Source organism: Rathayibacter caricis DSM 15933, from assembly GCF_003044275.1.
In the GTDB taxonomy this organism is placed as follows: domain Bacteria; phylum Actinomycetota; class Actinomycetes; order Actinomycetales; family Microbacteriaceae; genus Rathayibacter; species Rathayibacter caricis.
Genome location: NZ_PZPL01000001.1, coordinates 2,261,442 through 2,285,290 on the forward strand (window position 1 = coordinate 2,261,442; position 23,849 = coordinate 2,285,290).

Genomic DNA, 23,849 nt, shown 5'->3' on the forward strand with positions numbered 1-23,849 from the left:
GCACTTTCCTCAGCGCGTGGCAGGGATCCGGAGCACGTGCACGCGACTGACCGCCCAGGCCAGTGCACCCGCGAGCACGAACGCCACCGCGATCGCCGCCACGTAGGCGGCCACCGAGCCGTAGCCGTTCGCCGGGTCGAGGAAGGGGTACGGCACCCAGCCGTCGGTCGCTCCGCGCACGAGCACGACGACGAGCCAGACGATCGGATAGACGACCACGACCCAGAGGCGGCGCCAGGGCAGCGGCGGCCGGTCGCCGATCAGCAGCCAGTCGAGCACTCCGTAGAGCGGGAACAGCACGTGCATCACCGTGTTGGCCCACGGGAGGGTGACGCCGCCCGCCAGGCCCGCGAGCAGCAGGTTGTAGACGACTCCGACGATCGCGATGTAGCCGGTGGCCGCGCCGCGCGCGAGGACCAGGCCCGATCCCTGCGGCCGTCGCGCCAGCGAGAGCCCGGCGGTGATCAGCAGGATCACCGCGAGGAGGATGTTGCCCTGGATGGTGAAGAAGCCGAAGAAGTTGAGCGGGTTCAGCGGGGTCCGGGACGCGGTGTCGAGAGCGGTCGCGGCCACCGCGGTCAGCACCGTGAGGGCGACGAGGATCCGGACGACGGCGACGGCGGGTCTCATGGCGCTCCTTCGGGGGCGACGCGGCGCCGCTGGGGTCGAGGGTAGTCGTCCGACGCAGGGTCCCGGTGAGCACGCGAGATCGTGGTCACCAGGCCCTAGCCTCGGGAGGTGCTCACGATCGGTGTCGACCTCGCGGCGGAGCCCGGCCGCACCGCCCGGGCCGCTGTGGAGTGGGCGGAGGGGCGCGCCGTCGTCCGCACCGTGGCGCTCGACTCCTCCGACGCCGACATCGTCGAGCTCTCGCGCGGAGCCCGTGCGGTCGGCATCGACTGCGCGTTCGGCTGGCCGCTCGAGTTCGCCGCGTTCGTGCAGGCGCACACCCGGCGCGAGGTCGCTCCGCGGACCCTCGCCGGCCGCGACTGGCGCCGCCGGCTCGCCTACCGCGAGACCGACCGCGCCGCACGCGAGGCGACCGGGCGCTGGCCGCTGAGCGTCTCGACCGACCGACTGGGCATGACAGCGATGCGCTGCGCCGAGCTGCTCGAGGCCTTCGAGGCCGCCGGCGAGGACGTCGACCGGTCGGGAGGCGGACGCCTCGTCGAGGTCTACCCGGCGGCGGCGCTGCGCCACTGGCGGATCGACACCACCGGCTACAAGACCCGCCCCGAGGCCGTGCCGGCGGCCGTCGCCGCCCTGCGCCGCGCGGCTCCGTGGCTCGAGGGGCCGGCGGACGCGTTCGCGCTGATGGAGCGGTCGAACGACGCACTCGATGCGGTCGTCGCGGCGCTGAACGCGCGCGCCCACGCGCTCGGCGCGACCCTGCCCATCCCTCCGGAGCACCGCGACGCCGCCCAGGCCGAGGGCTGGATCGCACTGCCGACCGGCGCCCTCGAGGACCTGGTCTAGGCCCCGAGATGGTCGAGCGCCGCGGCCAGCAGGGCCCGGTGCCCCGGCGAGCGGTACGACTCGGCCGTGTGGCCGAGGGCGTCGTAGACGGTGCGTCCGCCGCTCGGGCGCTCGAGGGCCCAGACGAGCGGATGCTCCACTCCGTCGTGCTCGTGCACGGCGAGCACCTCGGCGCTGTCCGCGACCTCGAGCCAGGAGTAGCGCTCGTCCTCCACGTCGAAGTCGGGCACGTCCTGCACCGCCGGCCGGTCGCGGCGCACCCGGATCCGCGCCGGGCCGAAGTCCGGGTGCATGGTGACGTCCGGCACCCAGCGGCCGCCGAGCAGCTCCGTCCACTCCGGTGCATCGGCGAAGCTCGTGGACGAGACGTGGAGGGCGAGGACCGGCAGGGTCGAGTCGCGCAGTCGGGCGAGACCGTCGCGCGCTGTCGTCGAGGAGGGAGAGGGGCTCCCGTCGCGGGGGAGGCCGACGTTCACGACGACGAGCCCCCGAAGCTCCTCCGCGAGAGCCTCCTCGACATCCCCTCGAATCTCGACGCGGTGACCGCGAGACGTCAGCAGGTCCGCGACGGCGGCGCTGGTCTCGCGGAACGGATGCCAGGGGTCGCTGTAGCGGCCCTCTCCGCTCAGGAGCAGTGCGCGCACCTCGGGGTCAGGCCGGGATCTTCCGGCCGAGGGCGGAGGCCGCGATCTCGGCGGCGCGCTCGGCCTCCTCGACCGAGGCGAAGGGGCCGGTGGCGACGAAGGGGTCGGTGATAAGGCGGCGGTCGATCTCGAGCCGGAACCGGGGCAGCTCCGCCCCGGGGACGACGACGATCCGGACTCCGTTCCGGCTCCATCGCGCGGGTTGGATGATGGGTGTCTGTGTCATGGTGCTCTCCGCTTTCGCGTGTCGTAGCGCGTCCGGCTCTCGCCTCACCGCGCATGCCTCACGCTACGTCGGTCGGCTGCGAGCTCCCACGGGCTTGACCTCACGGGGCGCCCGGAGTAGCAGCTCACCTTAGGCGGTCGAGCGTCTCGCTGATCGTGCGCAGGCACTGGATGAGGACGGCCATCTGCTTCGCGTCGAGGTCGGCGAGGACCTCGCCCTCGGCGTGCACCAGGTGCCGCATGGCCTCGTCGACGCGCTTCGTGCCGCGCGGCGTGAGCGAGACGATCTTGCTCCGCGAGTCGGCGGCGTTCTGCTCGCGGACGAGGAGGCCGCGAGCCGCGAGGCGGTCGAGCCGGTTCGCCAGGTTGCCGCTCGAGATGCCCAGGCGAGCCGCGAGCGCCGAAGGAGTGAGACCGGACGCGCCGTTCTGCCGGAGCATCGAGAGCAGCTCGAACTCCCACGGCGCGAGGTCGCTGACCGCGAAGGCCTGGCGGCGGAACTCCTGCACCCGCGGGCTGAGGCGTCGGAGCCGGGAGACGACGTCCAGGGGCGCGAAGTCGAGGTCGGGCAGGGCGTCGGCCCAGGCGTCGATCACCAGGTCGACATCGTCGTCTTCACGCATCGCAGACGATTATCCCCGGCTCGGCGGGTGCGGAGCGACCCCTCGGCCGCGACGACCTCCTCCCGGTCGCGGCGCGGGAGGAGGAGCGTTCCCCTGACCTCTCCCGGAGGACCCGCCGTGCACCCCGCCCTCGTCGGACGCCGCGAGCGCAACACGCTCGAGAAGCTCGAGCGCATCACCGCGCGGCGAGCGAGTTCTTCGCGGAGCACGGAGTGGACGAGGTCACCACGCAGCAGATGCCGATCGCGCCGACATCGGCACCCTGTTCCTCTCCGCGAAGGCCGAGGGCGCGCTGCTCCTCCCGGTGCAGAACGCGAACGACGCCGAGGCGCTCGTGCGGTGGCCGAGCGGATCGACGACCCGGTCGACGCGCTCCTGGCGCTCGCCGTGCCGATCGTCGAGTGCAACCGAGCACAGGTCGAGAACGGGCGGACCTGCCTCCGCGAGATGGTCGTCGGCGACCATTAGGAGCCGCGGCACGCCGACGCTCTCGCGATCGTCGCGGGGACGGAGGCGGCCGTGGCCGCGATCCTGCAGCGAGACGGCCTGATCGACGCCCGCGCCGCGACGCTCGCCCCTGTGCTGAGCGCGATCCTCCTGCTCTCGCTGCCGCTCACCGCGACCGCGACGGCCGGCATCGACGAAGTCCTGCTCGACGTGCGGGCGCGGCTCGAGGCGGCTCTGCCCGCGGTCTGAGCCGCGGCTCAGTCGGAAGGCGAGTCCCTCGGATCGGGAGCGAACTGCTCCGTGTATAAGGCGTCGAGCTCGGTGTCCTCGGGGTCCATCAGGCCGCCGTGCGGCGGGGAGTCGAGCAGCTCGAGCTTCTCGCGCAGGTAGGCCATCGCCTCGGTGTTGTCGGGCGCGGGCATGCTCGTGTGCGCGACCTCGGCCATGAGTCCCACTCCGGGGCCGAGGACGAAGGTGGCGATCGTCTCGTCGCCGTCCGAGCTGAAGACGTGCACGTCGACGTCGTCGGCGGCGCCGTGGTCGGCGAGCCGAGCCGCGTAGTGCAGCAGCAGATCGACGACCTCGTCGCCCGCGAGGAGTGATTTGTCGGCGTAGCTGATGTGCTTCATGCCTTCGAGGGTAGGAACCGGGCGCGCCGGTGACGATGGGATCGACCCCGGCACGTCCGCGTGGGCGGGCGCGGGTCCGCTCTCACCAGCCGGACGTCAGCACCTCGTCGAGCTGGTCGGCGAAGAAGTCGGCGCTCTCGCGGGTGAAGCACAGCGGTGGTTTGATCTTCAGCACGCACTGGCGATCGGAGGTGGGCTGCACGATCACGCCGCGCTCGCGCAGGCGCTCGCAGATCGCGCGGGTCTCCTCCGTCGCCGGTTCGAGCGTCTCGCGGTCGCGCACGAGCTCGAGCCCCAGGTAGAGGCCGTGACCGTGCACGGCGCCGATCAGCGGGTGCCGCTCGGCCAGTTCCTCGAGCCGGCCGCGGAGGTGCGCTCCGACCGTGCGGGCGTTCCCCTGCAGTCCCTCGCCCTCGAGCACGTCGAGGACCGTCGTCCCGACGACCGAGCTGACAGGACTGCCTCCCGCGGAGGAGAAGAAGTAGCCCTGCGAGCGGTAGCGCTCGGCGATCGCGCGCGTCGTGATCACGGCGCCGAGCGGATGCCCGTTGCCCATCGCCTTCGCGACGGCCACCACGTCGGGCACCACTCCCTGCTGCTCGAAGCCCCAGAACCACTCGCCGAGCCGGCCGTAGCCGACCTGCACCTCGTCGGCGATACAGAGCCCGCCGTGCTCGCGGACGGCCGCGTAGACGGCGGCGAGGTAGCCGTCGGGCAGCGGGATGCCGCCCGCGTTGCCGTAGTAGGTCTCGGCGATGACGGCGCCGGGAGCCGCTCCCTCGGCGGCGAGGGCGTGGATCCGCTCGACGGCCTCCTCGGCGTACCGGAACGCCTCGGTGCCGCGATGGACCCCGCGGTAGCTGTTCGGCGCATCGAGGGTGTGCACCCACGACGGCCGGGTCTCGAGGGCTCCCGGGTTGTCGGCGACGGAGGTGGAGACCGCGTCCGAGAGCGCGGTCCAGCCGTGGTACGCCTCGCGGACCGCGAGCACGTCGTCGCGACCCGACCATGCGCGGCCCAGGCGCAGCGCGAGGTCGGCCGCCTCCGATCCGCTGTTCACGAGCAGGACGGTGTCGAGCCCGTCGGGGAGGAGGGCCGCCAGGCGCTCGGCGAAGACGCCGACCGAGGGGTAGGAGAAGCGCGAGTTGGTGTTCAGGAGGCGCCACTGCCGCTCGACGCGCTCGGCCAGCAGAGGGTGCCCGTGGCCGATCGAGGTCACGTTGTTGAGCACGTCGAGGTGCACGCGCGCGGAGTCGTCGACGAGGTGCTCGCGCCAGCCGCGGAGCATCGTCGGCGGCTCCTCGAAGTAGTGCTCCTGCACGTCGGCGAGGTGCGCGAGCCGGCGGGGGAGGACCTCGGCGTCCGGCTCGGGCGCGGGGACGGCGTGCCCCAGGATCAGGGGCGTCGCGTCGAGTAGCACGTCGAGCCAGGCGTCGGCCCAGGCGGGGCGGGCGAAGAGCGGAGGCTCGACCCCGTCGAGCGCACGCGGCAGCGCATGCGCCCGCACGGCCGAGGGGATCCGGCCGATCGGGTCGCCGGCCGCGACGAGAGTCCCGGGCGGAGGGACGTCCTCGACGCCCTCGAGCAGCAGCCGCACCTCGGCGCCCCGCAGCACGAGGACGCCCGGAGGACCCGCCACGACCTCCGCGTCGAACGGAGCGACCGCGACGGCGGGCTCGGCGAGGTGCACCGCCACGTGCAGGGCGACCGTCTCGGGCTCGTGCGCCGAATGGGGCCGGGCCCGGGTCAGGCGGCGCTCGCCGTGGCGGAGGACCGCGGCCGGGGAGTCCCGCAGCGCCTCGGCGATCAGCGTCTCCTCGACGTCCGGCTCGAGCCACCGCCCAGCGTCGAGCAGGGCGCTCTCGGGCGAGAGGTCGAGGACCGCTGCGTCGATCGGCAGTGCCGGCGTGATCGCCGGAGCAAGCCCGGCCGGTCCACCGCGCCCGAGGGAGCGCCGCACCAGCGCCTGCAGCACGGGCAGGGGTGCGGCGAGCGCCCGTTCGAGGATCAGCTGCTCGTGCTCGAGGTTCTCGGCGGCGTAGAAGTTGCCCGGGTCGCCCGCGAGCACCTCGTGAGCGCTGACGACGAGCACGGCCGCCCGCAGCACGACGAGCGGCCAGAGCACCTCGACCTCGGCGTCGGAGAGGGGTCGGAGGGCGTCGTAGGAGGCCGCGGCCCGCAGCACCGTCGTCGCGTCGGCGTCGGCGTGGTGCAGGAGCGAGGAGAGCGTGATCGCCAGCTCGCCCGCCGCCCATCCGGCTCCCAGATCGCCGAAGTCGATCACGCCGTCGGGCGCTCCGCCCTCGCCCGCCACGGTGTTGTCGTCGGTGAGGTCGCCGTGCACCAGCTGCACCGGCAGCTCCGCAGCGAGCGGCTCGACGACGGCGAGCGCCTGCTCGACCGCGGCGCGGATCACCCGGGCGGCGCGCCGGGGCACCCGCCCGATCAGGGCCTCGACCACGCCGGCGGCCCGCCGGAGGTCCCACTGACCGGGATCCTCCAGGCCCTCGAGCGGATGCTCGGCCAGCGCGGTGTCGACGCGCGCCGCGAGCGCGCCCATCGCCCGCACGACGGCGGGGGAGAGGTACCCGGATCCCGACAGGGTCCGACCGGGCACGAACTCGAGCACCCGCGCGGTGCAGACCGCCCCGCCGAGCCGCAGCTCCTGCAGGGTCAGGCCGTCGCGGTCGGGCACCGCCCGGGGCAGGCGCAGACCGGGCAGCTCCTCGACGAGCCGGGCGACCGCCTCCGTCTGCGCCGCGACCGTCGCGCGGGGGGTCGCAGGATTCGCGACCTTGAGGAGCAGCCGGCTCCCGTCGCTCTCGACGAGCACGTTGCGGTCCTGGTTGCTCCCGAGATCGCGGAGCGAGCCCTCGACGCCGTACCGCTCGCGCAGCAGTGCGCGGGCGCGGTCGTGATCGAGCGCGGGAGGAGGCGGCGGGGCGACGGAGGAGGCGGGATCGACCGGCATGGCGGGGTCCTGTCGTGCGGAGGGATCGGGTGCGTCCATGATCCTCCCTCCGCCGCGGCACCCGCCGCATCGACCCCGCGGCACCCGCCGCACCGACCCCGCGGCTCGCTCCGCGCGCGGTCCCGATCAGTCGTGTGGAGGAGAGGGACGGACGTGCAGAACCTCCGCTGAGGACGACCCTCAGCCGCCATCGTGCGCGACGACCGTTCCCAGCCGAGGTTCTGCGCGAGCACCCTCAGCCCGTGTACGCCGCCGGGTCGAAGCGGCCGAGCTCCTCGCGGAACGCGAAGGCGAAATCCGGCCAGAGCAGCGTCAGCCGCCGCGACTCGGCGTCGACGTACCAGCTCTCGCAGCCCCCGTTCGTCCACACCGTGTCGGCGCTGAGCTCGTCGATCCGCGCGACGGAGGCGGCCTCCGCCTCCGCGCTCACCTCCAGCAGCGCCCCGCCGGTGCGGTCGCGGTGCTCCAGAGCGGCGAGCACGTACGCGATCTGCGACTCGATCATGTGCACGGCCGAGTTGTGGCCCAGGCTCGCGTTCGGGCCGTTGACGACGAACAGGTTCGGGAAGCCGTGCACGGCCGTCGAGTCGTAGGCGCGCATCCCGTCGGCCCAGTGCTCGGCGAGCAGCAGGCCGCCGCGGCCGCGGATCCGCCGGGCGAACGGGGGCCGAGTGGAGTGGAAGCCCGTGGCGAAGACGAGCACGTCGACCTCGTGCGCCCGGCCGTCGTCGCCGATCGCCGTGGAGCCGTCGAGGCGGCGCAGCGGACTCGGCACGACGTGCACGTGGTCCTGCACGAGCGCGGGGTAGTAGTCGTCCGAGAGCAGCACGCGCTTGCAGCCGATCTCGTAGTCGGGGGTGAGCACCGCGCGCAGGGCGGGATCCGCGACCTGCGCCGCGAGGTGGTCGAGCGCGTCCGCGCGCAGGCCGTCGATCGCCGCCGGCACGCCCACGCGGCCGGCGAAGCCGAGCTCGGCCCGCCAGAACAGCTCCTCCCGGAGCCGCTGCACCGCCCCGGGCACGCGCGCCAGCGCCCGCCGTTCGGCGAGCGGGTACTCCCGGTTCCGCCGCGGCACCACGTAGGGCGCGGAGCGCTGGAACAGCACCACGTCGGACGCCCGCTCCGCGAGGTGCGGCAGGATCTGCACCGCGGAGGCACCCGACCCCACGAGTCCGACCCGCGCGCCGTCGAGCTCGACGTCGTCGCGCCAGCGGGCGGAGTGGAACGCCGTGCCGGGGAACGCGTCGAGCCCCGGGATCGCGGGCAGGCGCGGCTCCGACAGCCTGCCCGCGCAGACCACGAGCACGGCCGCCGACCAGTCGCCGCGCGACGTGCGGACCCGCCACCGCTCCGACTCCTCGTCGAAGTCCATCGCGAGCACGTCCGTGCCGAGCCGCAGGTGCGCCTCGAGGCGCTCGCGCGCCACCACCGCCTCGAGGTACGCCTGGATCTCGGCGCCGGGCGCGTAGAGCGCCGACCAGTCCGGTTCCGGGGCGAACGAGTAGGAGTAGAGGTGCGAGGGGATGTCGCACGACACGTTCGGGTAGTGGTTGTCGCGCCAGGTCCCGCCGACCCGATCGGCGCGCTCGAGGACCGCGAACGACGTACCGCCGCGGCGGGCGAGCAGTGCTGCGGCTCCGATGCCGGCGAAGCCCGCCCCGACGACGAGGACGTCGACCTCCTCGGCCATCAGACGCTCCTCCGGGGCAGGACCGAGCCTGGGGCGTCGCGCGAGGGATCGGCGAGGAAGTGCTCGAGCAGGGCGAGCAGCTCGGCCGGGCGCTCGGCGAGCACCGCGTGTCCTGAGTCGACCTCGGCGAAGCGGGCGTCGTCGATCGTGCCGAGCAGGGCGTGCGACCCCTCGATCCCGACGACGGAGTCGGCCGTGCAGCCGACGACGAGCACCGGCACCCGGAGGCGCGCGGCCGCTTCGGAGACGTCGGCCCGGACGGCCGCGGCGAGCAGGACGTCCGCCTCCGGCCCGAACGGCGGCGTCCGCTCCGGGCCGAGCTCCATGAGCGAGCGCACCGCGAGTAAACGCGAGAGGTCTGCCCGCGCCGCCGCGCCGATGGACGCCCAGAGGCGCGCGATCGCTATCAGCCGCTCGGTCGGAGCGGCCCACCCGGCGACCAGGGCCAGCGCCCGGATCCGCGGATCGGACACCGCCGCCCGCACGGCGACCGCCGCTCCCAGCGAATGGCCGACGACGACCGCCTCCTCGACCTGCAGCAGGTCGAGCACGGCCGCGACCGCCGCGGGTCCGTCCTCCCACGGATCGGCGAGGTCGGCGAGCTCCAGAGCGGCGACGCGGCGCCGGCGCGCCAGCATCGGCAGCAGCAGCGCCGCATCCGCCCGCGCGCCCCGGCCCGGACCGGTGAGCAGCAGCACGGCGGGCCCGCTCCCGGCCGTCCACACCCGCACCGTGCGCCCGCCGACGAGCACCGACGACTCCGCCACGAGCGACGCCTGCCGCTCGAGGAACGCCTCGCGGCGACTCATGAGCCCAGGCACGTCATGAGGCGCGTCGCGCCTCGCGCAGCGGGAGCCGCACCCGCACCGGTGCGCCGGCCGCCGGGGCGTCGAGGCGCACCGCGCGCGCCGGGTCGACGACGCCGTAGTCGGTGGTCCGCTGCCGCCAGCCGCGCCCGATCTCGCGCGTCACCCGGTCGACCGTCGCGATGTCGAGCGAGCGGTGCGCCTCGGCGCCCGACTCCGGTCGGAGCACGCTGTCCAGGAGCAGCCCGCCGAGGTCGTCCGCGCCGCCGCGGAGCAGCACTTGCGCCGTGTGCAGCCCGACCTTGGTCCACGCCGTCTGCACGTGGTGGATCCGCCCGTGCAGGAGCAGCCGCGCGACCGCGTGCACCGCCCGCGTCTCGCGGAGGGTCGGGCCGCCGCGGGTGAGCGCGACGACCGCGGGAGGCGCCTCCGCCGGCACGAACGGCATCGCGATGACCTCGGTGAATCCGCCGGTCTCGTCCTGGATCGCGGCGAGCGTGCGCAGGTGCGCGATCTGCTGCTGCGGAGTCTCGACGTGGCCGTAGACCATCGTCGCGGTGGAGCGCAGGCCGTGGCGGTGCGCGGTCGTGACCGACTCGCGCCACGCGGCGACGCTCGGATCCGTTCCCTCGCTGAGGACCGCGCGGACGCCGTCGTCGAGGATGCGCGCCGCGGTGCCCGGCACGCTCGCGACTCCGGCTTCGCGCAGCGCGTCGAGCATCTGGGGCACGGTGCGCCCGGTCCGCTCCGCGGCGTCGAGGATCTCGGCGGGGCGGAAGGCGTGCAGGTGCAGCGACGGCTGCCGCTCGTGCAGGGTCCGCGCGATGAGGAGGAGATCGTCTCCCGGGAGTCCCGGGGCGAGCGCCCCCTGGAGGCACAGCTCGGTGGCTCCGAACGAGACGGCCTCGTCGGCGAGCTCGCGCAGCGCCTCCTCGTCGAGGCCGGAGCGCCAGAGCGACGTGTCGATGTTGAGGTTCGCGACGACCGAGACGGTGTCGCCGACGACCGAGCGGCGCACGTCGTCGGCGAGAGCGGCGAGCGCGTCGAGGTCGTCGCCGTCCGCGGCGAGCAGCGCCAGGTAGTCGTCGTCCGAGAGGCCGGCGGGGTCCTCGGCGGCCCGCGCCAGGACCGGGGCGAGAGCGGAGGAGGGGACCGCGCGCGCGGGCGGATCCAACTCCTCGCGGTACGGCCGGGAGAGCACCGGCGCCGCCTCGTCGGCGAGCCACGACTCCGGATCGGCGAGGGCCCGCACGTACGGCGCCACCCGCGGGTCGATCCAGGTCGCCGCTTCCCGCAGGTACTGCGGATGCGCGGTGAGGCGCTCCCGGAGGCGGTACCCGGCCGCCGCGGTCAGCCGCGCGAGGTCGTCGATGTTCGGCCAGGGCCGCTCCGGATTCACGTGGTCCGCGGTCAGCGGGCTCACGCCGCCCCAGTCGTCGATGCCCGCGCGCACGAGCAGTCCGAGCTCCTGCTCGTCCGTGAGGTTCGGCGGCGCCTGGATCGTGGTGTCGGCACCCATCACGAGCCGGGCGACGGCCACGTTCGCCACGTACTCCTGCAGCTCGAGGTCGACCTCGTTCTGCATCGCCGTCCGCGGCTTCGCGCGGAAGTTCTGCACGATGCACTCCTGCACGTGACCCCACCGCTCGTGCGACTCGCGGATCGCGAACAGCGCGTCCGCCCGCTCCGCGTCGTCCTCGCCGATCCCCAGCAGCACGCCGGTGGTGAACGGCACGCGGCTGCGACCCGCGTCCTCGAGCACGCGGAGGCGCAGCGCCGGGTCCTTGTCCGGCGAGCCGTAGTGCACGCCGCCCTTCTCGGACCAGAGGCGCGTCGCGGTGGTCTCGAGCATCATGCCCATCGACGGGGCGACCGGGCGCAGGCGCTGCAGCTCGGCCCACGACATCACTCCGGGGTTCAGGTGCGTGACCATGCCGGTCTCGCTCATCACCAGCACCGCCATCGCGCGGACGTACTCGAGGGTCGACGCGTAGCCGTGCTCGGCGAGCCAGGCGCGGGCGACCGGCCAGCGGTCCTCGGGCCGGTCTCCGAGGGTGAAGAGCGCCTCCTTGCAGCCCAGCGCCGCCCCCGCCCGCGCGACCTCGAGGATCTCCTCCGGCTCCATGAAGGTCGACTCGCGCTTGGCCGCGAGGCCGCCCGGCGTCTCGACGAACACGCAGTAGTGGCAGCGGTCGCGGCACAGCTTCGTCAGCGGCACGAACACCTTGCGCGAGTACGTGATCACTCCGGAACGGCCTCGCCGGGCGAGCCCCTCGTCGCGCAGCGCGCCCGCGGCCGACAGCAGCAGCTCGAGGTCGTCGCCGCGCGCTCCGAGCAGGAGCTCGGCGCTCGCCCGGGTGATCGGCTCGCCGTGCGCGAGGCGGTCGAGGACGGTGGCCGTGGGGGAGGAGGTCATGCGGGTGGCGGCTCTTCCGGAGGGGTCGGCCGGCGCGGTGCCGGCGGGAGGGAGGGTGCTCAGAGCGCGCGCAGGCGCGGCGCGAGATCGCGCTCGAACGCGTCGAAGAAGCGCTGCTGGTCGTCGCCGGGGGCGTGGAACACGAGGTGGGTGAAGCCCGCGTCGACGTAGGGCTTGATCTGCGCCACGGTCTCGTCGGGGTCGGAGCCCACGATCCAGCGCTTGGCGACCTGCTCGATCGGCAGCTCGTCGGCGGCGCGCTCCATGTCGACCGGATCGGTCAGCGAGTGCTTCTGCTCGGGAGTCAGCGAGAGCGGCGCCCAGAAGCGCGTGTTCTCGAGCGCGAGCGCCGGGTCGGGGTCGTAGGAGAGCTTGATCTCGATCATCCGGTCGATCGTCGAGGAGTCGCGTCCGCCGGCCGCCGCGCCCTCCTCGACGGCGGGCAGCAGCTTCTCGGTGTACAGCTCCATGCCCTTGCCGGACGTGCAGATGAAGCCGTCGCCGGCGCGCCCCGCGTACTTCGCGACGACCGGTCCGCCCGCGGCGACGTACACCGGCACTCCGCTCTCGGGCTTGTCGTAGATCGACGCCTCGTGGGTGGAGTAGTACTCGCCGTCGAACGAGACGCGGTCGCCCGCCCACAGCGCGCGCATCAGACGCACCGCCTCGCGCAGCCGCGCGAAGCGCTCCTTGAAGTCGGGCCAGGTCTGCTCGCCGGCGCCCTGGTAGCCGGTCGCGACCTCGTTCAGGGCCTCGCCCGTGCCGACGCCGAGCATGATGCGGTCGGGGTAGAGCACCCCGAGGGTGCCGAACGCCTGCGCGATCACGGCCGGGTTGTAGCGGTAGTGCGGCGTCATGACGGAGGTGCCGAGCCGGATGGTCGACGTCCGCTCGCCGGCCGCAGCGAGCCACGCGAGCGAGAACGGTGCGTGGCCGCCGGTGTGGCGCCACGGCTGGAAGTGGTCCGAGACCACCGCGCTCTCGAATCCGTGCCGTTCGGCGGCGACGGCGAGCTCGACGAGCTCCCGTGCTCCGAACTGCTCCGCCGACGCCTTGTACCCGAGCGTGATCGTCATCTGCAGCCTTCGTCAGTCAAGAGGGGACCGCTCTCGACCGGAGCCGAGCGGTCCCTCCATTCTGCGCCTGCGCGGAGGCCGATCGGGACGCTCAGTCCGACGCGGGCGAGATGTTGACCATCCACTCCACTCCGTAGCGGTCCACCAGCATGCCGAAGCGGTCGCCCCAGGGGGAGTCGGTGAGGGGCATCGGAGTCTCGCCGCCCTCGGCCAGCGCCGCGAACCAGCGGCTCAGCTCGGCGTCGTCCTCGCCGAAGAGAGCGATCTGGATCCGGCTGCCCTCCGACGCCGGCATGGCGCTCGGGCTGTCCGAGGCCATCAGCAGCAGGCCGTTGGGCAGGGTCAGCTGCGAGTGCATGAGGCGGTCCTGGTCGGCGGGGTCCTCGCTCGCCTGGAAGTCGGCGTACGTGCTGGCCTGCAGCTCGCCTCCGAACACGGAGCGGTAGAACTCCATCGCTTCGCGGGCGTTGCCGGCGAAGCCGATGTAGGGGCTGAGACTGGTGGCCACGGTGTCCTTCTTCCTGCTCGGGGTGCGATCGCGATCAGTCAATACCCGGCGGCGGAGGCGGGCAACGGTCAGACGAGACCGATGCGGTCCGGAACGCTGAAGCGCACGTCCGGGAGCCACGACGCCGGGTCCGGGAACGGCCGCCCCTGGGGGAGCCGGCCCAGCAGCCGGCGGACGGCCCCGGGATCGGACGAGCTCGGCAGCACTCGCGCGGGCGCCGCGTGCGGGAGCACGCCCAGCCACCAGTGCTTCCAGTTCGCCGGTGCCGACTCCGGCTCGAGCACCACGTAGTAGTCGGGCAGGGCGGCCTCGCCGCGGCGGAAGACGCCGAGCGCGGTCTCGATCTCGACGTCGAGCGCGCCGTGCGTCGCCCGGTCCTCGAAGAACTCGATCCAGGCGTTCGCGACGTGCTCGAGCGGATCCGCGTCGTGCAGCAGGTAGGTGGAGGCGGACGGGTGCGCGCCCGGGCCGGTGCCCGGACGGGCGTCGACGTTGGGCAGGGCGTCGAGGTCGCGCAGCAGGCCGTCGGTCCCCGGACCGACGAGCAGGACGACCGTGGCGGTGGAGCTCGGTGCTGTTCCCATGTCCGAGTCTAGGAACAGCCCCCACCCCGCGCGGAAGACCCGTCGTGTGACGGGTCCGTGACGATCTACTCCGTCTCGGCCTCGGCGCGGGTGGGCGGGTTCGCCCCGGCGCGCGAGGTCGTGATGCCGGCGACCCGCGCCGCCCAGCGTCCGATCGCCCGCAAGGCGGGCTCGTCGAGCAGCATCCCGTTCGGCGCGCCGAGCCCCTGCCGGAACGCCTCGTCGAGGATCGCGCCCATCGCGGAGTCGCCGGCTCCGATCGTGTCGGCCACGACGATGCGGGCGGCCGGCACCGTCGCCCGGGCGACGGCGGACGCGAGGAGCAGTCCCTCCCCGCCGCGGGTGATGACGGCGAGCCGCGCGCCCAGGCCGAGGATCCGGGTGAGCACCTCGTCGAGCTGCACCGTGGGGTAGAGCCACTCGGCGTCCTCGTCGCTGAGCTTCACGATCTCGCACGAGGCGGCGACCCGCTCGAAGCGCGCGAGCGCCGCGGCGTGCGGGCCGACCAGGGCCGGGCGGATGTTCGCGTCCACGCTCGCGGTCGTGCCGGCCGGCAGCGCCTCCAGCAGGTCGAGGATCGCGGATCCGCCGGGCTCGAGGTAGACGGCGATCGAGCCGGTGTGCACGTGCCCGAAGGGCGTCGGGTCTGCGGCGGGCGGGTTCCACGACAGGTCGAACTCGTACTCCGCCGAGCCGTCGGGCCGGATCCGGGCCTTCGCGGTCGAGGTGCGGGGAGCGTCGCCGTGCACGACGCTCACCCCCGAGGCGCCGAGGTGCTCGCCGATGCGGCGTCCGCGCTCGTCGTCGGCGATGTCGGTGACGAGGGTCGCGTCGCGTCCGAGTCGCGCCAGGGTGAGCGCGACGTTGGCGGGCGAGCCGCCGACGTGCTCGCTGCTCGCGCCGTCGCGCTCGACGATGTCGATCAGCGCTTCGCCGACGACGAGGATCCGGGGTGCTGCCGACTCGCGGCCGTCCGTGCTGGGCATCCGCCCATCATGCCGGTAGACGGCATCCGAGGCACAGCGGCGGTCGGGAGCGCCGCTCAGCTGCGTGCGACGCCCTCCGCGAGCACCTCGTCCACGGTCGTCAGCTCGATCAGCGGCGCGTAGAGCGCCATCGCGTCCAGCGCGCGCCGGTGGTCCGTCTCGGAGGCGCCCGCGCACGCGTCCTGGACGACGCGCACGCGCACCCCCGCGTCCGCCGCCGCCAGCGCCGTCGACAGCACGCAGCAGTCCGTCGACACCCCGGTCAGCACGATCTCGCGCGAGTCGTCGAGCAGCGCCTCGAGCTCGGGCCCCCACTTGCCGAACGTCGTCGCCGTGAGCACCCGGTGACCGTCGAAGCCGGGCACGAGGGCGTAGAGCGGATCGCCGTCCGGCACGAGCGCGAACGGCCAGTCCCGGTAGTACGGCACCCAGGCGCCCTGCGGCTCGGTCGGCGCGGTGAACCGGGTGGTCACGACCCGGTCGCCGAAGAGGGGGAGGAGCCGCGCCGTCCCGGCGGCCGCCCGCGCGAACTCCGACGACCCCCACGGCGAGTCCGCGTCGGCGAAGACGTGCTGCAGGTCGATCGCGACGAGCAGGCTCACGCGCGCGACTCCTGCCGGCGCACGCTCGCCGAGGACGAGACGAGAGCGCCGACGAACCCGATCACGAGCGCCGCGAGGACTCCGAGGTTGGCGTAGGCCCACTCGCCCTCGCGTCCGCCGATCGGCCCGAGCAGGTAGCCCTCCCAGCCGAAGCCGGGCGAGGAGTTGACCACGAGGCCCCAGCCGATCACCGAGCCGACCACCACGAGCAGCACCGGCGCGATCGAGACGCTGCCGTAGCGGCCCCGCGCGTCGTAGAGCGCCTCCTGGTCGTAGTCGCGGCGACGGAGGAGGAGGTCGGCGAGGAACACGCCCAGCCACGCGGCGATCGGCACGCCCAGCGTGATCAGGAAGCCCTGGAACGGGCCGAGGAAGTCGCCCGCGACGAACACGACGTAGATCGCGCCGAGCACCATGAGCACCCCGTCGATGCCGGCGGCGACCGGTCGCGAGACCTTGAGCCCGGTGCTGAGCAGCGCGAGGCCCGAGGAGTAGATGTCCATCACCGCGCCGCCGATGAGTCCGAGCAGGGCCACGACGATGAACGGGAGGAGGAACCAGGTCGGCAGGATCGTCGCGAGTGCGCCGATCGGGTCTGCCGCGATCGCGTCCGACAGCTCCTGCGACGAGCCGGCGAGCAGGAGCCCCACCACGACGAGGACGACCGGGGCCACCGCGCCGCCGATGGTCGTCCAGGCGATGACCCCGCCGGTCCCCGCCGTGCGCGGCAGGTAGCGGGAGTAGTCGGCCGCCGCGTTCACCCAGCCCAGTCCGAAGCCGGTCATCATGAACACGAGCCCGCCGATCACGGCCCCGGCCGAGCCGGAGGGCAGGCTCGCGACCGCGCCGAGGTCGATGTCGTCGAGCACGAGGGCGACGTAGACCACCGTGAGCACGCCGGTGGCGACAGTGATCGCGAGCTGGAGGCGCATGATCAGGCGGAAGCCCACGACTCCGGCGATCACGATCAGCGCGGCCACCACGATCAGCGCGACGACCTTCGTCAGCACTCCGCCGTCCCAGCCGAACTCCTCGAAGACGGTGGCGGTCGCGAGCACGGCGAGCGAGGCGAGCACGGTCTCCCAGCCCACGGTGAGCAGCCAGGAGATCACGGAGACCAGGCGGTTGCCGTTCACCCCGAACGAGGCGCGGCTGAGCACCATCGTCGGCGCGGAGCCGCGCTTGCCCGCCACGGCGACGAACCCGCAGAAGAGGAAGGACACGACGATGCCGATGACGGCGACGGCGGTGGCCTGCGCGAAGGAGAGGCCGAATCCGAGCAGGAACGAGCCGTAGCTCAGGCCCAGCACCGACACGTTCGCCGCGAACCACGGCCAGAACAGGTCGCGCGGGCGGCCGTGCCGCTCCGACTCCTGGATCGTGTCGAGGCCGTTGAGCTCGATGCCGCCGGCGGGGCGGACGGGAGTCTGGTCGGGAGAGGTCATCGCATCCAACGTTCTCGCGCGGGCGACCGGCGCTCGCCGGGCTGCAACGAATCTAGAGCACGCTCAGTCGCCGGTGCGCTCCAGCAGTCCGCGGAGGGTCTCCAGATCGGCCGCGACGCGACCGCAGTCCTCGTCCCACTGCTCGAGCGTCATCCCCTCGTACCGGCGCACGGTGAAGGCCACTTCGGCTCCGTCCCCGTTCGCCAGGACCCGCAGCGGGTTGTCGAAGACGCGCCCCTCGGCGGTGATCACGCGGTGGTCCGCGACGCCGAAGGGGTTCCGCGGAGCGAAGACCACCTCCACGCGCCCCATCGGGGAGTCGGCGAACCAGTGCCCGTCGACCTCCTCGACGTCCGACTCCGCGAGCCCCGCGGCCCAGAGGGGCAGGTTCGAGGGATCGACGATGAAGGAGTAGACCTCGTCGGCGGGCGCGTCGATGACGATCCCGACCGGTCTCGATTCATGGATCACGGGAGTCGCTCCCCTTCCGCGGCGAAGCTCGCCACCAGCAGGGCGGCGAGGGTGGTGCGCTCGAGGATCCCCTCGATGCTCACCGACTCGCCGCGGGCGTGCGCCCCCGCTCCGGGGGCGCCGAGGCCGTCGAGCACCGGGATGCCGAGGGCCGCGATCAGGTTGCCGTCGCTCGCTCCGCCGACCGCGGTCTCGACGAGCGGCAGGTCCATGGTGCGGGCGAGGCGCTCGGCCCGGCGGAACAGGGCGCCGACGGCGGCGGTCCGCTCGAACACCGGGCGCTGCCACGATCCGCGCACCTCGATGCGGATCCGCTCGTCACTGGCCTGCAGGGCGTTCATCTCGGCCTCGACGCGAGCCGCCTCGGCCGAGTTCCGGATGCGCGCCTCGAGCTCGAGCCGCACCTTCGCGGTCGTCACGTTGACCCGGCTGCCGCCGCCGATCAGGCCGATGTTGACGGTGGTCCCCGCTTCCGGCCGCGCGATGCCGAGCACCCGGGGGATCAGGGCGCCGAGCTCGTGGATCGCGCTCGCGCCCTTCTCGGGCTCCACGCCGGCGTGCGCCTCGATGCCGACGACGTCGACGACGAAGTTGCCGATGCCCTTGCGAGCGGTCTTCACCGCGTCGCCGATGGCGCCCTCGAAGACGAGCGCGGCCTCGGCGCCCCGGCTCTGGTGCTCGAGGAACGAGCGCGAGACGAGGCTCCCGACCTCCTCGTCGCCGTTCATCACGAGTCGGATCGCAGGGTGCTCCAGGCGCGCGTGCCGCAGCGCCGCGACGACCCAGACCATCTGCACGAGCCCGACCTTCATGTCGTAGGTGCCCGGCCCGCTCAGCCGGTCGCCGTCGACCGCGAAGGGCCAGGCCCGGGTCGTGCCGAGCGGCCAGACCGTGTCGTAGTGGCCGAGCAGCGCCACGAACGGCCGCGACCCCCGCGGGCCCCGGCCCGGCGCGCTGCCCGGGAAGGTCCAGCTCGAGGCGCGCGGAGCGTCCTGCTCGCGCTGGTGCTCGATCTCGGCGGCGTGGCCGAGGCGCTCGCCGACCCAGTGCACGAGGTAGGCGTGCAGCTCGCCGAGGGCCTCGAGCGAGTCGCTCGGGCTCTCGATCATCACGAGGTGGCGGACGTCGGCGAGGATCTGCTCGCGGTTCTCGCGCAGGAACACGCGCACGCGGGCCGCATCGGCGGCGTCGGGGAAGGTCACCGTACCCGGAGTACCAGAGTGCGGCCGTCGGCGCGAACCGGAACGTGGATGAACCGGACGGGCCGCCGTTACGTTGGACGGGTCAGAGGTGGTGCATGTCCGAGGATCAGGCCGAGCTGCTGCGTGCACTGCACGACGAGCACTCCGCGGCGCTGTGGAGGTTCGTCCTCCGGCTCACCGGCGACCGCCAGATGGCGGAGGACGTGGTGCAGGAGGCGCTGCTGCGCGCGTGGAAGAACCCCGCGATCCTCGCTCAGGGCGAGGCAGCGGCGCGCTCGTGGCTCTACACCGTCGCCCGCAACCTCGTGATCGACGACCGTCGCAGCGCCCGCTACGCCCGCGAGATCGGCACCGACGAGGTGCCGGAGCGCCCGTCGGCCGACCGCACCGACCAGGTGCTCGACGCGTGGCTGCTCTCGGACGCGCTCAGCGGCATCAGCCTCGAGCACCGCGCGGTGATCGTGCACGCGTACTACGGCGGCCGGTCCGTCGCCGAGATCGCCGACCTGCTCGGCATCGCGCCCGGCACCGTGAAGTCGCGGATGCACTACGGCATGCGGGCGCTCAAGCTCGCACTGCAGGAGAGAGGAGTGACCGAGCTGTGAGCACCGACGCGCGTGACGACGCACCCGAGGGCGACGCCTTCCGGGACTGGGACGCCGCCTACCTGCTCGGATCGCTGTCGAGCGCCGACCGCCGCGCCTACGAGCAGCACCTCCGAGCCTGCCCCGCGTGCCGGGAGGGCCTCGGCGAGTTCGTGCCGCTGCCCGGTCTCCTCGCGCACCTGCCGGCCGAGGAGGCGCTGCGCCTGCTCGAGACCCCTCGGGAGCAGCCCGCCGAGACCGCGCCGCCCGCGCTCCTGTCCCGGCTCGCCGCGGCCACCGACTCCGTCCGGCGCCGCACGCGCGTGCGGGTCGCGGGCCTCGTGCTCGCGGCCGCCGGAGTCTCGGCCGCCGCCGCGATCGCGCTGCCGATGGTCGTCGGCGAGACCGCCGCGACCGTCGACACCACGGGCTACACGGTCTCGCTCGCGAGCGAGCCGGGAGTGCCCGTGGAGGCGACCGTCGAGTTCGTCGCCGAGGACTGGGGCACGCGGATCGACATGGACTGCAGCTGGGGTGAGAGCGCCGAGGGGTCCTCGCCCGGTGCGCGGTCGGTCGGGTACGTGATGTACGTGACCGACACCTCGGGCGGCTCCGAGCCGATCGGATCGTGGACGAGCACGCCGGGCAGCTCGATGCACCCGACCCTCGCGACCGGCCTGCCGCTCGCCGACATCGCCTCGGTCGAGGTTCGCCTGCAGGAGTCCGGAGAGGTCGTCCTCACCGGCGCTCCCTGACCGCCCGGATCGACCACGCCGCCGGATTCCCAGGTGGAGCGCTCGGGCACTGAGTAGCTTCTCAGTCATGACGATCGCGACCCTCGCCCTCGCCCCTGCCTCTACGGCCTCCACCTCCTCCGACAGCATCGACCAGCTCTCCGGGCTCGTCGGCGTCGCTGCGCGGGTGATCGCCGCGCTCGGCGAGGTGGGCGTCGGACTGCTGACGCTCATCGAGACGGTGTTCCCGCCGATCCCGAGCGAGCTGGTGCTGCCGCTGGCGGGCTTCCTCGCCCAGCAGGGCCGGATGAACCTCGTGCTCGTCGTGATCACCGCGACCCTCGGCGCGTACCTGGGCGGGCTCGTCCTCTACTGGCTCGGCTACCGGATCGGCACCGAGCGCTCGATCCGCCTGCTCTCGAAGCTGCCGCTGGTCGACCGCGAGGACTTCGAGAAGGCGGTCGGCTGGTTCCGCCGTCACGGCACCTGGGCGGTGCTGTTCGGCCGGCTGATCCCGGGCGTGCGCAGCCTGATCTCGCTCCCGGCGGGTGCCGAGCGGATGAACCTCCTGCTGTTCTCGGCTCTCACGATCCTGGGCTCGGGCGTCTGGAACGGCCTGCTGATCGGCCTGGGTGCCGCACTCGGCACGCAGTACGAGCTCGTCGACCAGTACGCGGGGGTGCTCGACGCGATCATCTACGGCGCGATCGGGGTCCTGGTGCTGCTGCTCGTCGTCCGCAGCATCCGCCGTCACCGCGCGGCGGGGTCGTCGCCGAAGCACTGAGGTCAGCGCACTGCTGCCGCAGCGGCCCGCGTCGGCGGATCGGGAATAGACCCCGCCTCCCTCCGTTGATACCCCCAGGGGGTATTGGAAGGAGAAGCGCATGACGCACGAGACGGATGCAGCGGTCGAGCACGGGCACGACCGGGGAGACGACACTCAGAGCCTCGCCGGGCACGGAGAGCAGGACCACTCCGGACATGAAGGGCACTCCGACCGCGGAGAGCAGGACCACGACGGCCACTCCGGCCACGGAGGCCACGGCCACTCCGGCCACGTCGCGATGTTCCGCCGCCTCTTCTGGTCCATGCTGCTCGTCGCCGTGCCCACGGTGCTGCTGAGCCCGATGTTCGCCGACCTCGTCGGCTACCGGCTCCCCTCCGCCTCCTGGATCGCGTGGGTCCCGCCCGTGCTCGGCACGGTGCTCTTCGTCCTCGGCGGCCGCCCGTTCCTCACGGGCGCGCTCGACGAGATCCGCTCCCGCACCCCCGGCATGATGCTGCTGATCGCCCTCGCGATCACCGTCGCCTTCGTGTCGTCGCTCGGCGCGAGCACCGGACTGCTGCCGCACGGCCTCGACTTCTGGTGGGAGCTCGCGCTCCTGATCGTGATCATGCTGCTGGGCCACTGGATCGAGATGCGCTCGCTCGCGCAGGCCTCCAGCGCCCTCGACTCGCTCGCCGCTCTCCTGCCGGACGAGGCCGAGCGCGAGACGCCCGACGGCGTCGAGCGGATCCGGCCCGAGGGCCTCGCGGTCGGCGACGTCGTCCTCGTCCGGCCCGGAGCCCGCGTCCCGGCCGACGGCGAGATCCTCGAGGGGTCCGCCGAGATCGACGAGTCGGTGCTGACGGGGGAGTCGCGCACCGTGGCGCGCACGGTCGGCGACCGCCTCGTCGCGGGCAGCGTCGCGACCGACGCCCGGCTGCGGCTCCGCGTCGACGCGACCGGCGACGACACCGCGCTCGCCGGCATCCGCCGTTTGGTCGCGCAGGCGCAATCGTCCTCGTCGCGCGCGCAGAGGCTCGCCGACCGCTTCGCCGCGCTGCTCTTCTGGTTCGCGCTCGGCGCCGCCGTCGTCACCGCCGTGGTCTGGCTCGCACTCGGGATGCCCGACACGGCTCTCGTGCGCACCGTCAGCGTCCTCGTCATCGCGTGCCCGCACGCGCTGGGTCTCGCGATCCCGCTCGTCGTGTCGATCGCGACCGAGAAGGCCGCCCGCGCCGGCATCCTGGTGACCGATCGCGCCGCGCTCGAGGCGATGCGCACCGTCGACACCGTGCTCTTCGACAAGACGGGCACCCTGACCCTGGGTCGTCCCGAGGTCGTCGAGGTGCTCGGCGCTCCGGAGTCGCTCGCCCTGGCCGCCGCCGTCGAGCGCGACAGCGAGCACCCGCTGGCCGCGGCGATCGTCCGCGCGGCGGGCGGGTCGGAGCGGCGCGCCGAGGGCTTCCTCACGCGAGGGGGCATCGGAGTGGAGGCCGTCGTCGACGGCGCCCGGATCGCCGTCGGCGGCCCCGCGCTCCTCGCCGAGCGGGGCCTCGCCCCGCTTCCCGAGAGCGCCGGAGCAGCGGAGCGCGGCGCGACCGTGCTGCACGTCCTGCACGAGGACGTGGTCCTCGGCGCCCTCGTGCTCGAGGACGCGGTACGCCCGGAGTCCGCGGAGGCGGTGGCGGCGCTGCGCCGCGAGGGCGTGCGCGTGGCTCTGGTCACCGGCGACGCGGAGCCCGTCGCCCGACGGGTCGCCGCCGAGCTCGGCATCGACGAGGTCGTCGCCGGCGTCCTGCCCGGCGGCAAGAGCGACGTCGTCGCGCGGCTGCGGGCCGAGGGTCGGTGCGTCGCGATGGTCGGGGACGGCGTGAACGACGCCCCCGCGCTCGCCGGAGCCGACGTCGGCATCGCGATCGGCGCGGGGACGGACGTGGCGATCGCCTCGGCCGCTCTGGTCCTCGCCTCCGACGACCCGCGGGGAGTGGTGCGGATCCTCACGCTCTCGCGTGCCTCCGCCGCGAAGATGCGGCAGAACCTCGCCTGGGGCGCGGGCTACAACCTGGCGGCCGTGCCGCTGGCGGCGGGAGTGCTCGCTCCGATCGGCTTCGTGCTGCCGATGGAGGTCGGCGCCCTGCTGATGAGCGCGAGCACCGTGATCGTCGCGCTCAACGCGCAGCTGCTGCGCCGTCTGCGCCTCTGACAGGCGGGCGGCGCGGGCGCAAGGCGGTGCGCGGCGCGGCGGACGTGCCCTAGCGTTCGAGGCGTCCACTCCCGATGCGAAGGAACGCCATGTCCGAGAACGCCGCTCCCGCCCTGTCCCGCACCGCCGTCGAGCGGAGCTGGATCATCGGCGTCTCGCTGATCGCGATCGTGCTCGGAGTGATCGCCGTGCTCATCCCGGGGCCGACCCTGCTGACGGTCGCGATCGTCTTCGGCATCCACCTGATCGCAGCGGGCGTCTTCCGCCTCCTCCTCGCCTTCACCGCCTCCCGGCTCGAGGCGCGCGTGCGGTGGCTCGCGGGCCTGCTCGGCGCGCTCATCCTCGTGACCGGCATCCTGTGCCTCTCGAACCCGTTCGAGTCCCTCACCGTGCTGGGCCTCGTGATCGGCCTCGGCTGGATCCTCGACGGCGTCTCGAGCATCACGAGCGGCCGCACCGTGTCCGGTCCGGCCTGGCTGCCGATCGCGGCGGGGATCGCCTCGGTGATCGCCGGAATCCTGACGATCATCATGCCGGTGCTCGCGCTGACGTCCTTCGTCACGGTCGTCGCGATCCTGCTCATCGTCGTCGGCGTCTCGGGGCTGCTGCTGCTCCCCGGTCGCACGAAGACGCCGGAGGAAGCGCGCTGACGCTCCCGCCCGCCCTCGTCGACCTGGGCGAGCGGATCTGCGTGATCGGCCCGTCCACCAGCGGGAAGTCGACCCTGGCCGCCGCGCGCTTCCGCCGCGAGAACGGGCTGC

Annotated in this window: 25 protein-coding genes; 8 read left to right on the top strand and 17 right to left on the bottom strand. The window is 73.6% G+C overall.

Annotated features, from left to right (window positions below):
• Positions 1 to 9: 9 nt before the first annotated feature.
• Positions 10 to 630, bottom strand: a complete 621-nt coding sequence (locus C1I63_RS10525; protein WP_107574744.1) for a Pr6Pr family membrane protein — start codon at positions 628 to 630, stop codon at positions 10 to 12.
• Between the two features lie 108 nt (positions 631 to 738).
• Here C1I63_RS10525 and C1I63_RS10530 point away from each other — a divergent pair, with 108 nt between their 5' ends.
• A complete protein-coding gene (locus C1I63_RS10530) occupies positions 739 to 1,476 on the top strand; it encodes a DUF429 domain-containing protein (RefSeq protein WP_107574745.1) in 738 nt (245 codons plus the stop codon).
• Here the strand turns inward: C1I63_RS10530 and C1I63_RS10535 are convergent.
• The 3 genes from C1I63_RS10535 to C1I63_RS10545 form a co-directional block, all read right to left on the bottom strand.
• Positions 1,473 to 2,120 carry a ThuA domain-containing protein gene (locus C1I63_RS10535; protein WP_107574746.1) on the bottom strand — a complete coding sequence of 216 codons (648 nt, stop codon included), beginning with the start codon at positions 2,118 to 2,120 and terminating at the stop codon, positions 1,473 to 1,475. The two genes, C1I63_RS10530 and C1I63_RS10535, sit on opposite strands and share 4 nt — an antisense overlap.
• A gap of 7 nt (positions 2,121 to 2,127) precedes the next feature.
• Positions 2,128 to 2,346, bottom strand: coding sequence for a hypothetical protein (locus C1I63_RS10540; protein ID WP_107574747.1), 219 nt, complete (start codon positions 2,344 to 2,346; stop codon positions 2,128 to 2,130).
• 124 nt (positions 2,347 to 2,470) lie between these two features.
• Entirely contained in the window at positions 2,471 to 2,968 is a 498-nt protein-coding gene (locus C1I63_RS10545; protein ID WP_107574748.1) for a MarR family winged helix-turn-helix transcriptional regulator, read from the bottom strand.
• 339 nt (positions 2,969 to 3,307) lie between these two features.
• Here C1I63_RS10545 and C1I63_RS20340 point away from each other — a divergent pair, with 339 nt between their 5' ends.
• Both C1I63_RS20340 and C1I63_RS20345 read left to right on the top strand, forming a co-directional pair.
• Positions 3,308 to 3,436, top strand: coding sequence for a hypothetical protein (locus C1I63_RS20340; RefSeq protein ID WP_342353107.1), 129 nt, complete (start codon positions 3,308 to 3,310; stop codon positions 3,434 to 3,436).
• A gap of 51 nt (positions 3,437 to 3,487) precedes the next feature.
• On the top strand, positions 3,488 to 3,664 hold the full coding sequence (locus C1I63_RS20345; RefSeq protein ID WP_342353108.1) for a hypothetical protein: 177 nt from the start codon (positions 3,488 to 3,490) through the stop codon (positions 3,662 to 3,664).
• Positions 3,665 to 3,672: 8 nt separating this feature from the next.
• On the opposite strand, the gene C1I63_RS10555 is transcribed toward C1I63_RS20345, so the two are convergent.
• From C1I63_RS10555 to C1I63_RS10615, 13 genes are all read right to left on the bottom strand, one after another.
• Positions 3,673 to 4,044, bottom strand: a complete 372-nt coding sequence (locus tag C1I63_RS10555; RefSeq protein ID WP_107574749.1) for a hypothetical protein — start codon at positions 4,042 to 4,044, stop codon at positions 3,673 to 3,675.
• A gap of 82 nt (positions 4,045 to 4,126) precedes the next feature.
• A complete protein-coding gene (locus tag C1I63_RS10560; protein WP_244907024.1) occupies positions 4,127 to 7,054 on the bottom strand; it encodes an aminotransferase in 2,928 nt (975 codons plus the stop codon).
• Between the two features lie 196 nt (positions 7,055 to 7,250).
• Entirely contained in the window at positions 7,251 to 8,705 is a 1,455-nt protein-coding gene (locus tag C1I63_RS10565; protein WP_107574751.1) for a flavin-containing monooxygenase, read from the bottom strand.
• On the bottom strand, positions 8,705 to 9,514 hold the full coding sequence (locus C1I63_RS10570) for an alpha/beta fold hydrolase (RefSeq protein WP_107574752.1): 810 nt from the start codon (positions 9,512 to 9,514) through the stop codon (positions 8,705 to 8,707). The genes C1I63_RS10565 and C1I63_RS10570 overlap by 1 nt, the downstream gene beginning before the upstream one ends.
• Positions 9,515 to 9,527: 13 nt before the next feature.
• On the bottom strand, positions 9,528 to 11,927 hold the full coding sequence (cofG, locus tag C1I63_RS10575) for a 7,8-didemethyl-8-hydroxy-5-deazariboflavin synthase CofG (protein ID WP_107574753.1): 2,400 nt from the start codon (positions 11,925 to 11,927) through the stop codon (positions 9,528 to 9,530).
• 59 nt (positions 11,928 to 11,986) lie between these two features.
• Positions 11,987 to 13,003, bottom strand: a complete 1,017-nt coding sequence (gene fgd / locus C1I63_RS10580; RefSeq protein WP_211315611.1) for a glucose-6-phosphate dehydrogenase (coenzyme-F420) — start codon at positions 13,001 to 13,003, stop codon at positions 11,987 to 11,989.
• Between the two features lie 91 nt (positions 13,004 to 13,094).
• Positions 13,095 to 13,511 (bottom strand): VOC family protein, encoded by a 417-nt coding sequence (locus tag C1I63_RS10585; protein ID WP_055787840.1) that lies wholly within the window; start codon positions 13,509 to 13,511, stop codon positions 13,095 to 13,097.
• A gap of 68 nt (positions 13,512 to 13,579) precedes the next feature.
• Positions 13,580 to 14,095, bottom strand: a complete 516-nt coding sequence (locus C1I63_RS10590; protein ID WP_055787843.1) for a hypothetical protein — start codon at positions 14,093 to 14,095, stop codon at positions 13,580 to 13,582.
• A 65-nt stretch (positions 14,096 to 14,160) separates the two neighbouring features.
• Positions 14,161 to 15,081 carry a carbohydrate kinase family protein gene (locus C1I63_RS10595; RefSeq protein WP_107574755.1) on the bottom strand — a complete coding sequence of 307 codons (921 nt, stop codon included), beginning with the start codon at positions 15,079 to 15,081 and terminating at the stop codon, positions 14,161 to 14,163.
• 56 nt (positions 15,082 to 15,137) lie between these two features.
• The gene (locus tag C1I63_RS10600) at positions 15,138 to 15,683 is read right to left on the bottom strand and encodes a cysteine hydrolase family protein (RefSeq protein WP_107574756.1); all 546 of its coding nucleotides are present in this window, start codon (positions 15,681 to 15,683) and stop codon (positions 15,138 to 15,140) included.
• The gene (locus C1I63_RS10605; protein ID WP_107574757.1) at positions 15,680 to 17,128 is read right to left on the bottom strand and encodes a purine-cytosine permease family protein; all 1,449 of its coding nucleotides are present in this window, start codon (positions 17,126 to 17,128) and stop codon (positions 15,680 to 15,682) included. The genes C1I63_RS10600 and C1I63_RS10605 overlap by 4 nt, the downstream gene beginning before the upstream one ends.
• 63 nt (positions 17,129 to 17,191) lie before the next feature.
• Positions 17,192 to 17,599, bottom strand: a complete 408-nt coding sequence (locus tag C1I63_RS10610; RefSeq protein WP_055787859.1) for an SRPBCC family protein — start codon at positions 17,597 to 17,599, stop codon at positions 17,192 to 17,194.
• Positions 17,596 to 18,801: a M20/M25/M40 family metallo-hydrolase gene (locus C1I63_RS10615; protein ID WP_107574758.1), complete on the bottom strand. Its 1,206-nt coding sequence runs from the start codon at positions 18,799 to 18,801 to the stop codon at positions 17,596 to 17,598. The genes C1I63_RS10610 and C1I63_RS10615 overlap by 4 nt, the downstream gene beginning before the upstream one ends.
• 95 nt (positions 18,802 to 18,896) lie before the next feature.
• On the opposite strand from C1I63_RS10615, the gene C1I63_RS10620 reads away from it, so the two are divergent.
• From C1I63_RS10620 to C1I63_RS10640, 5 genes are all read left to right on the top strand, one after another.
• A complete protein-coding gene (locus C1I63_RS10620) occupies positions 18,897 to 19,406 on the top strand; it encodes a sigma-70 family RNA polymerase sigma factor (protein ID WP_107574759.1) in 510 nt (169 codons plus the stop codon).
• On the top strand, positions 19,403 to 20,140 hold the full coding sequence (locus C1I63_RS10625) for an anti-sigma factor family protein (protein WP_107574760.1): 738 nt from the start codon (positions 19,403 to 19,405) through the stop codon (positions 20,138 to 20,140). The genes C1I63_RS10620 and C1I63_RS10625 overlap by 4 nt, the downstream gene beginning before the upstream one ends.
• 67 nt (positions 20,141 to 20,207) lie before the next feature.
• A complete protein-coding gene (locus tag C1I63_RS10630; RefSeq protein WP_055787868.1) occupies positions 20,208 to 20,903 on the top strand; it encodes a DedA family protein in 696 nt (231 codons plus the stop codon).
• Between the two features lie 100 nt (positions 20,904 to 21,003).
• A complete protein-coding gene (locus tag C1I63_RS10635) occupies positions 21,004 to 23,088 on the top strand; it encodes a copper-translocating P-type ATPase (protein WP_107574761.1) in 2,085 nt (694 codons plus the stop codon).
• Between the two features lie 89 nt (positions 23,089 to 23,177).
• Positions 23,178 to 23,738 (top strand): HdeD family acid-resistance protein, encoded by a 561-nt coding sequence (locus C1I63_RS10640; protein ID WP_055787874.1) that lies wholly within the window; start codon positions 23,178 to 23,180, stop codon positions 23,736 to 23,738.
• Positions 23,739 to 23,849 lie beyond the last annotated feature (111 nt).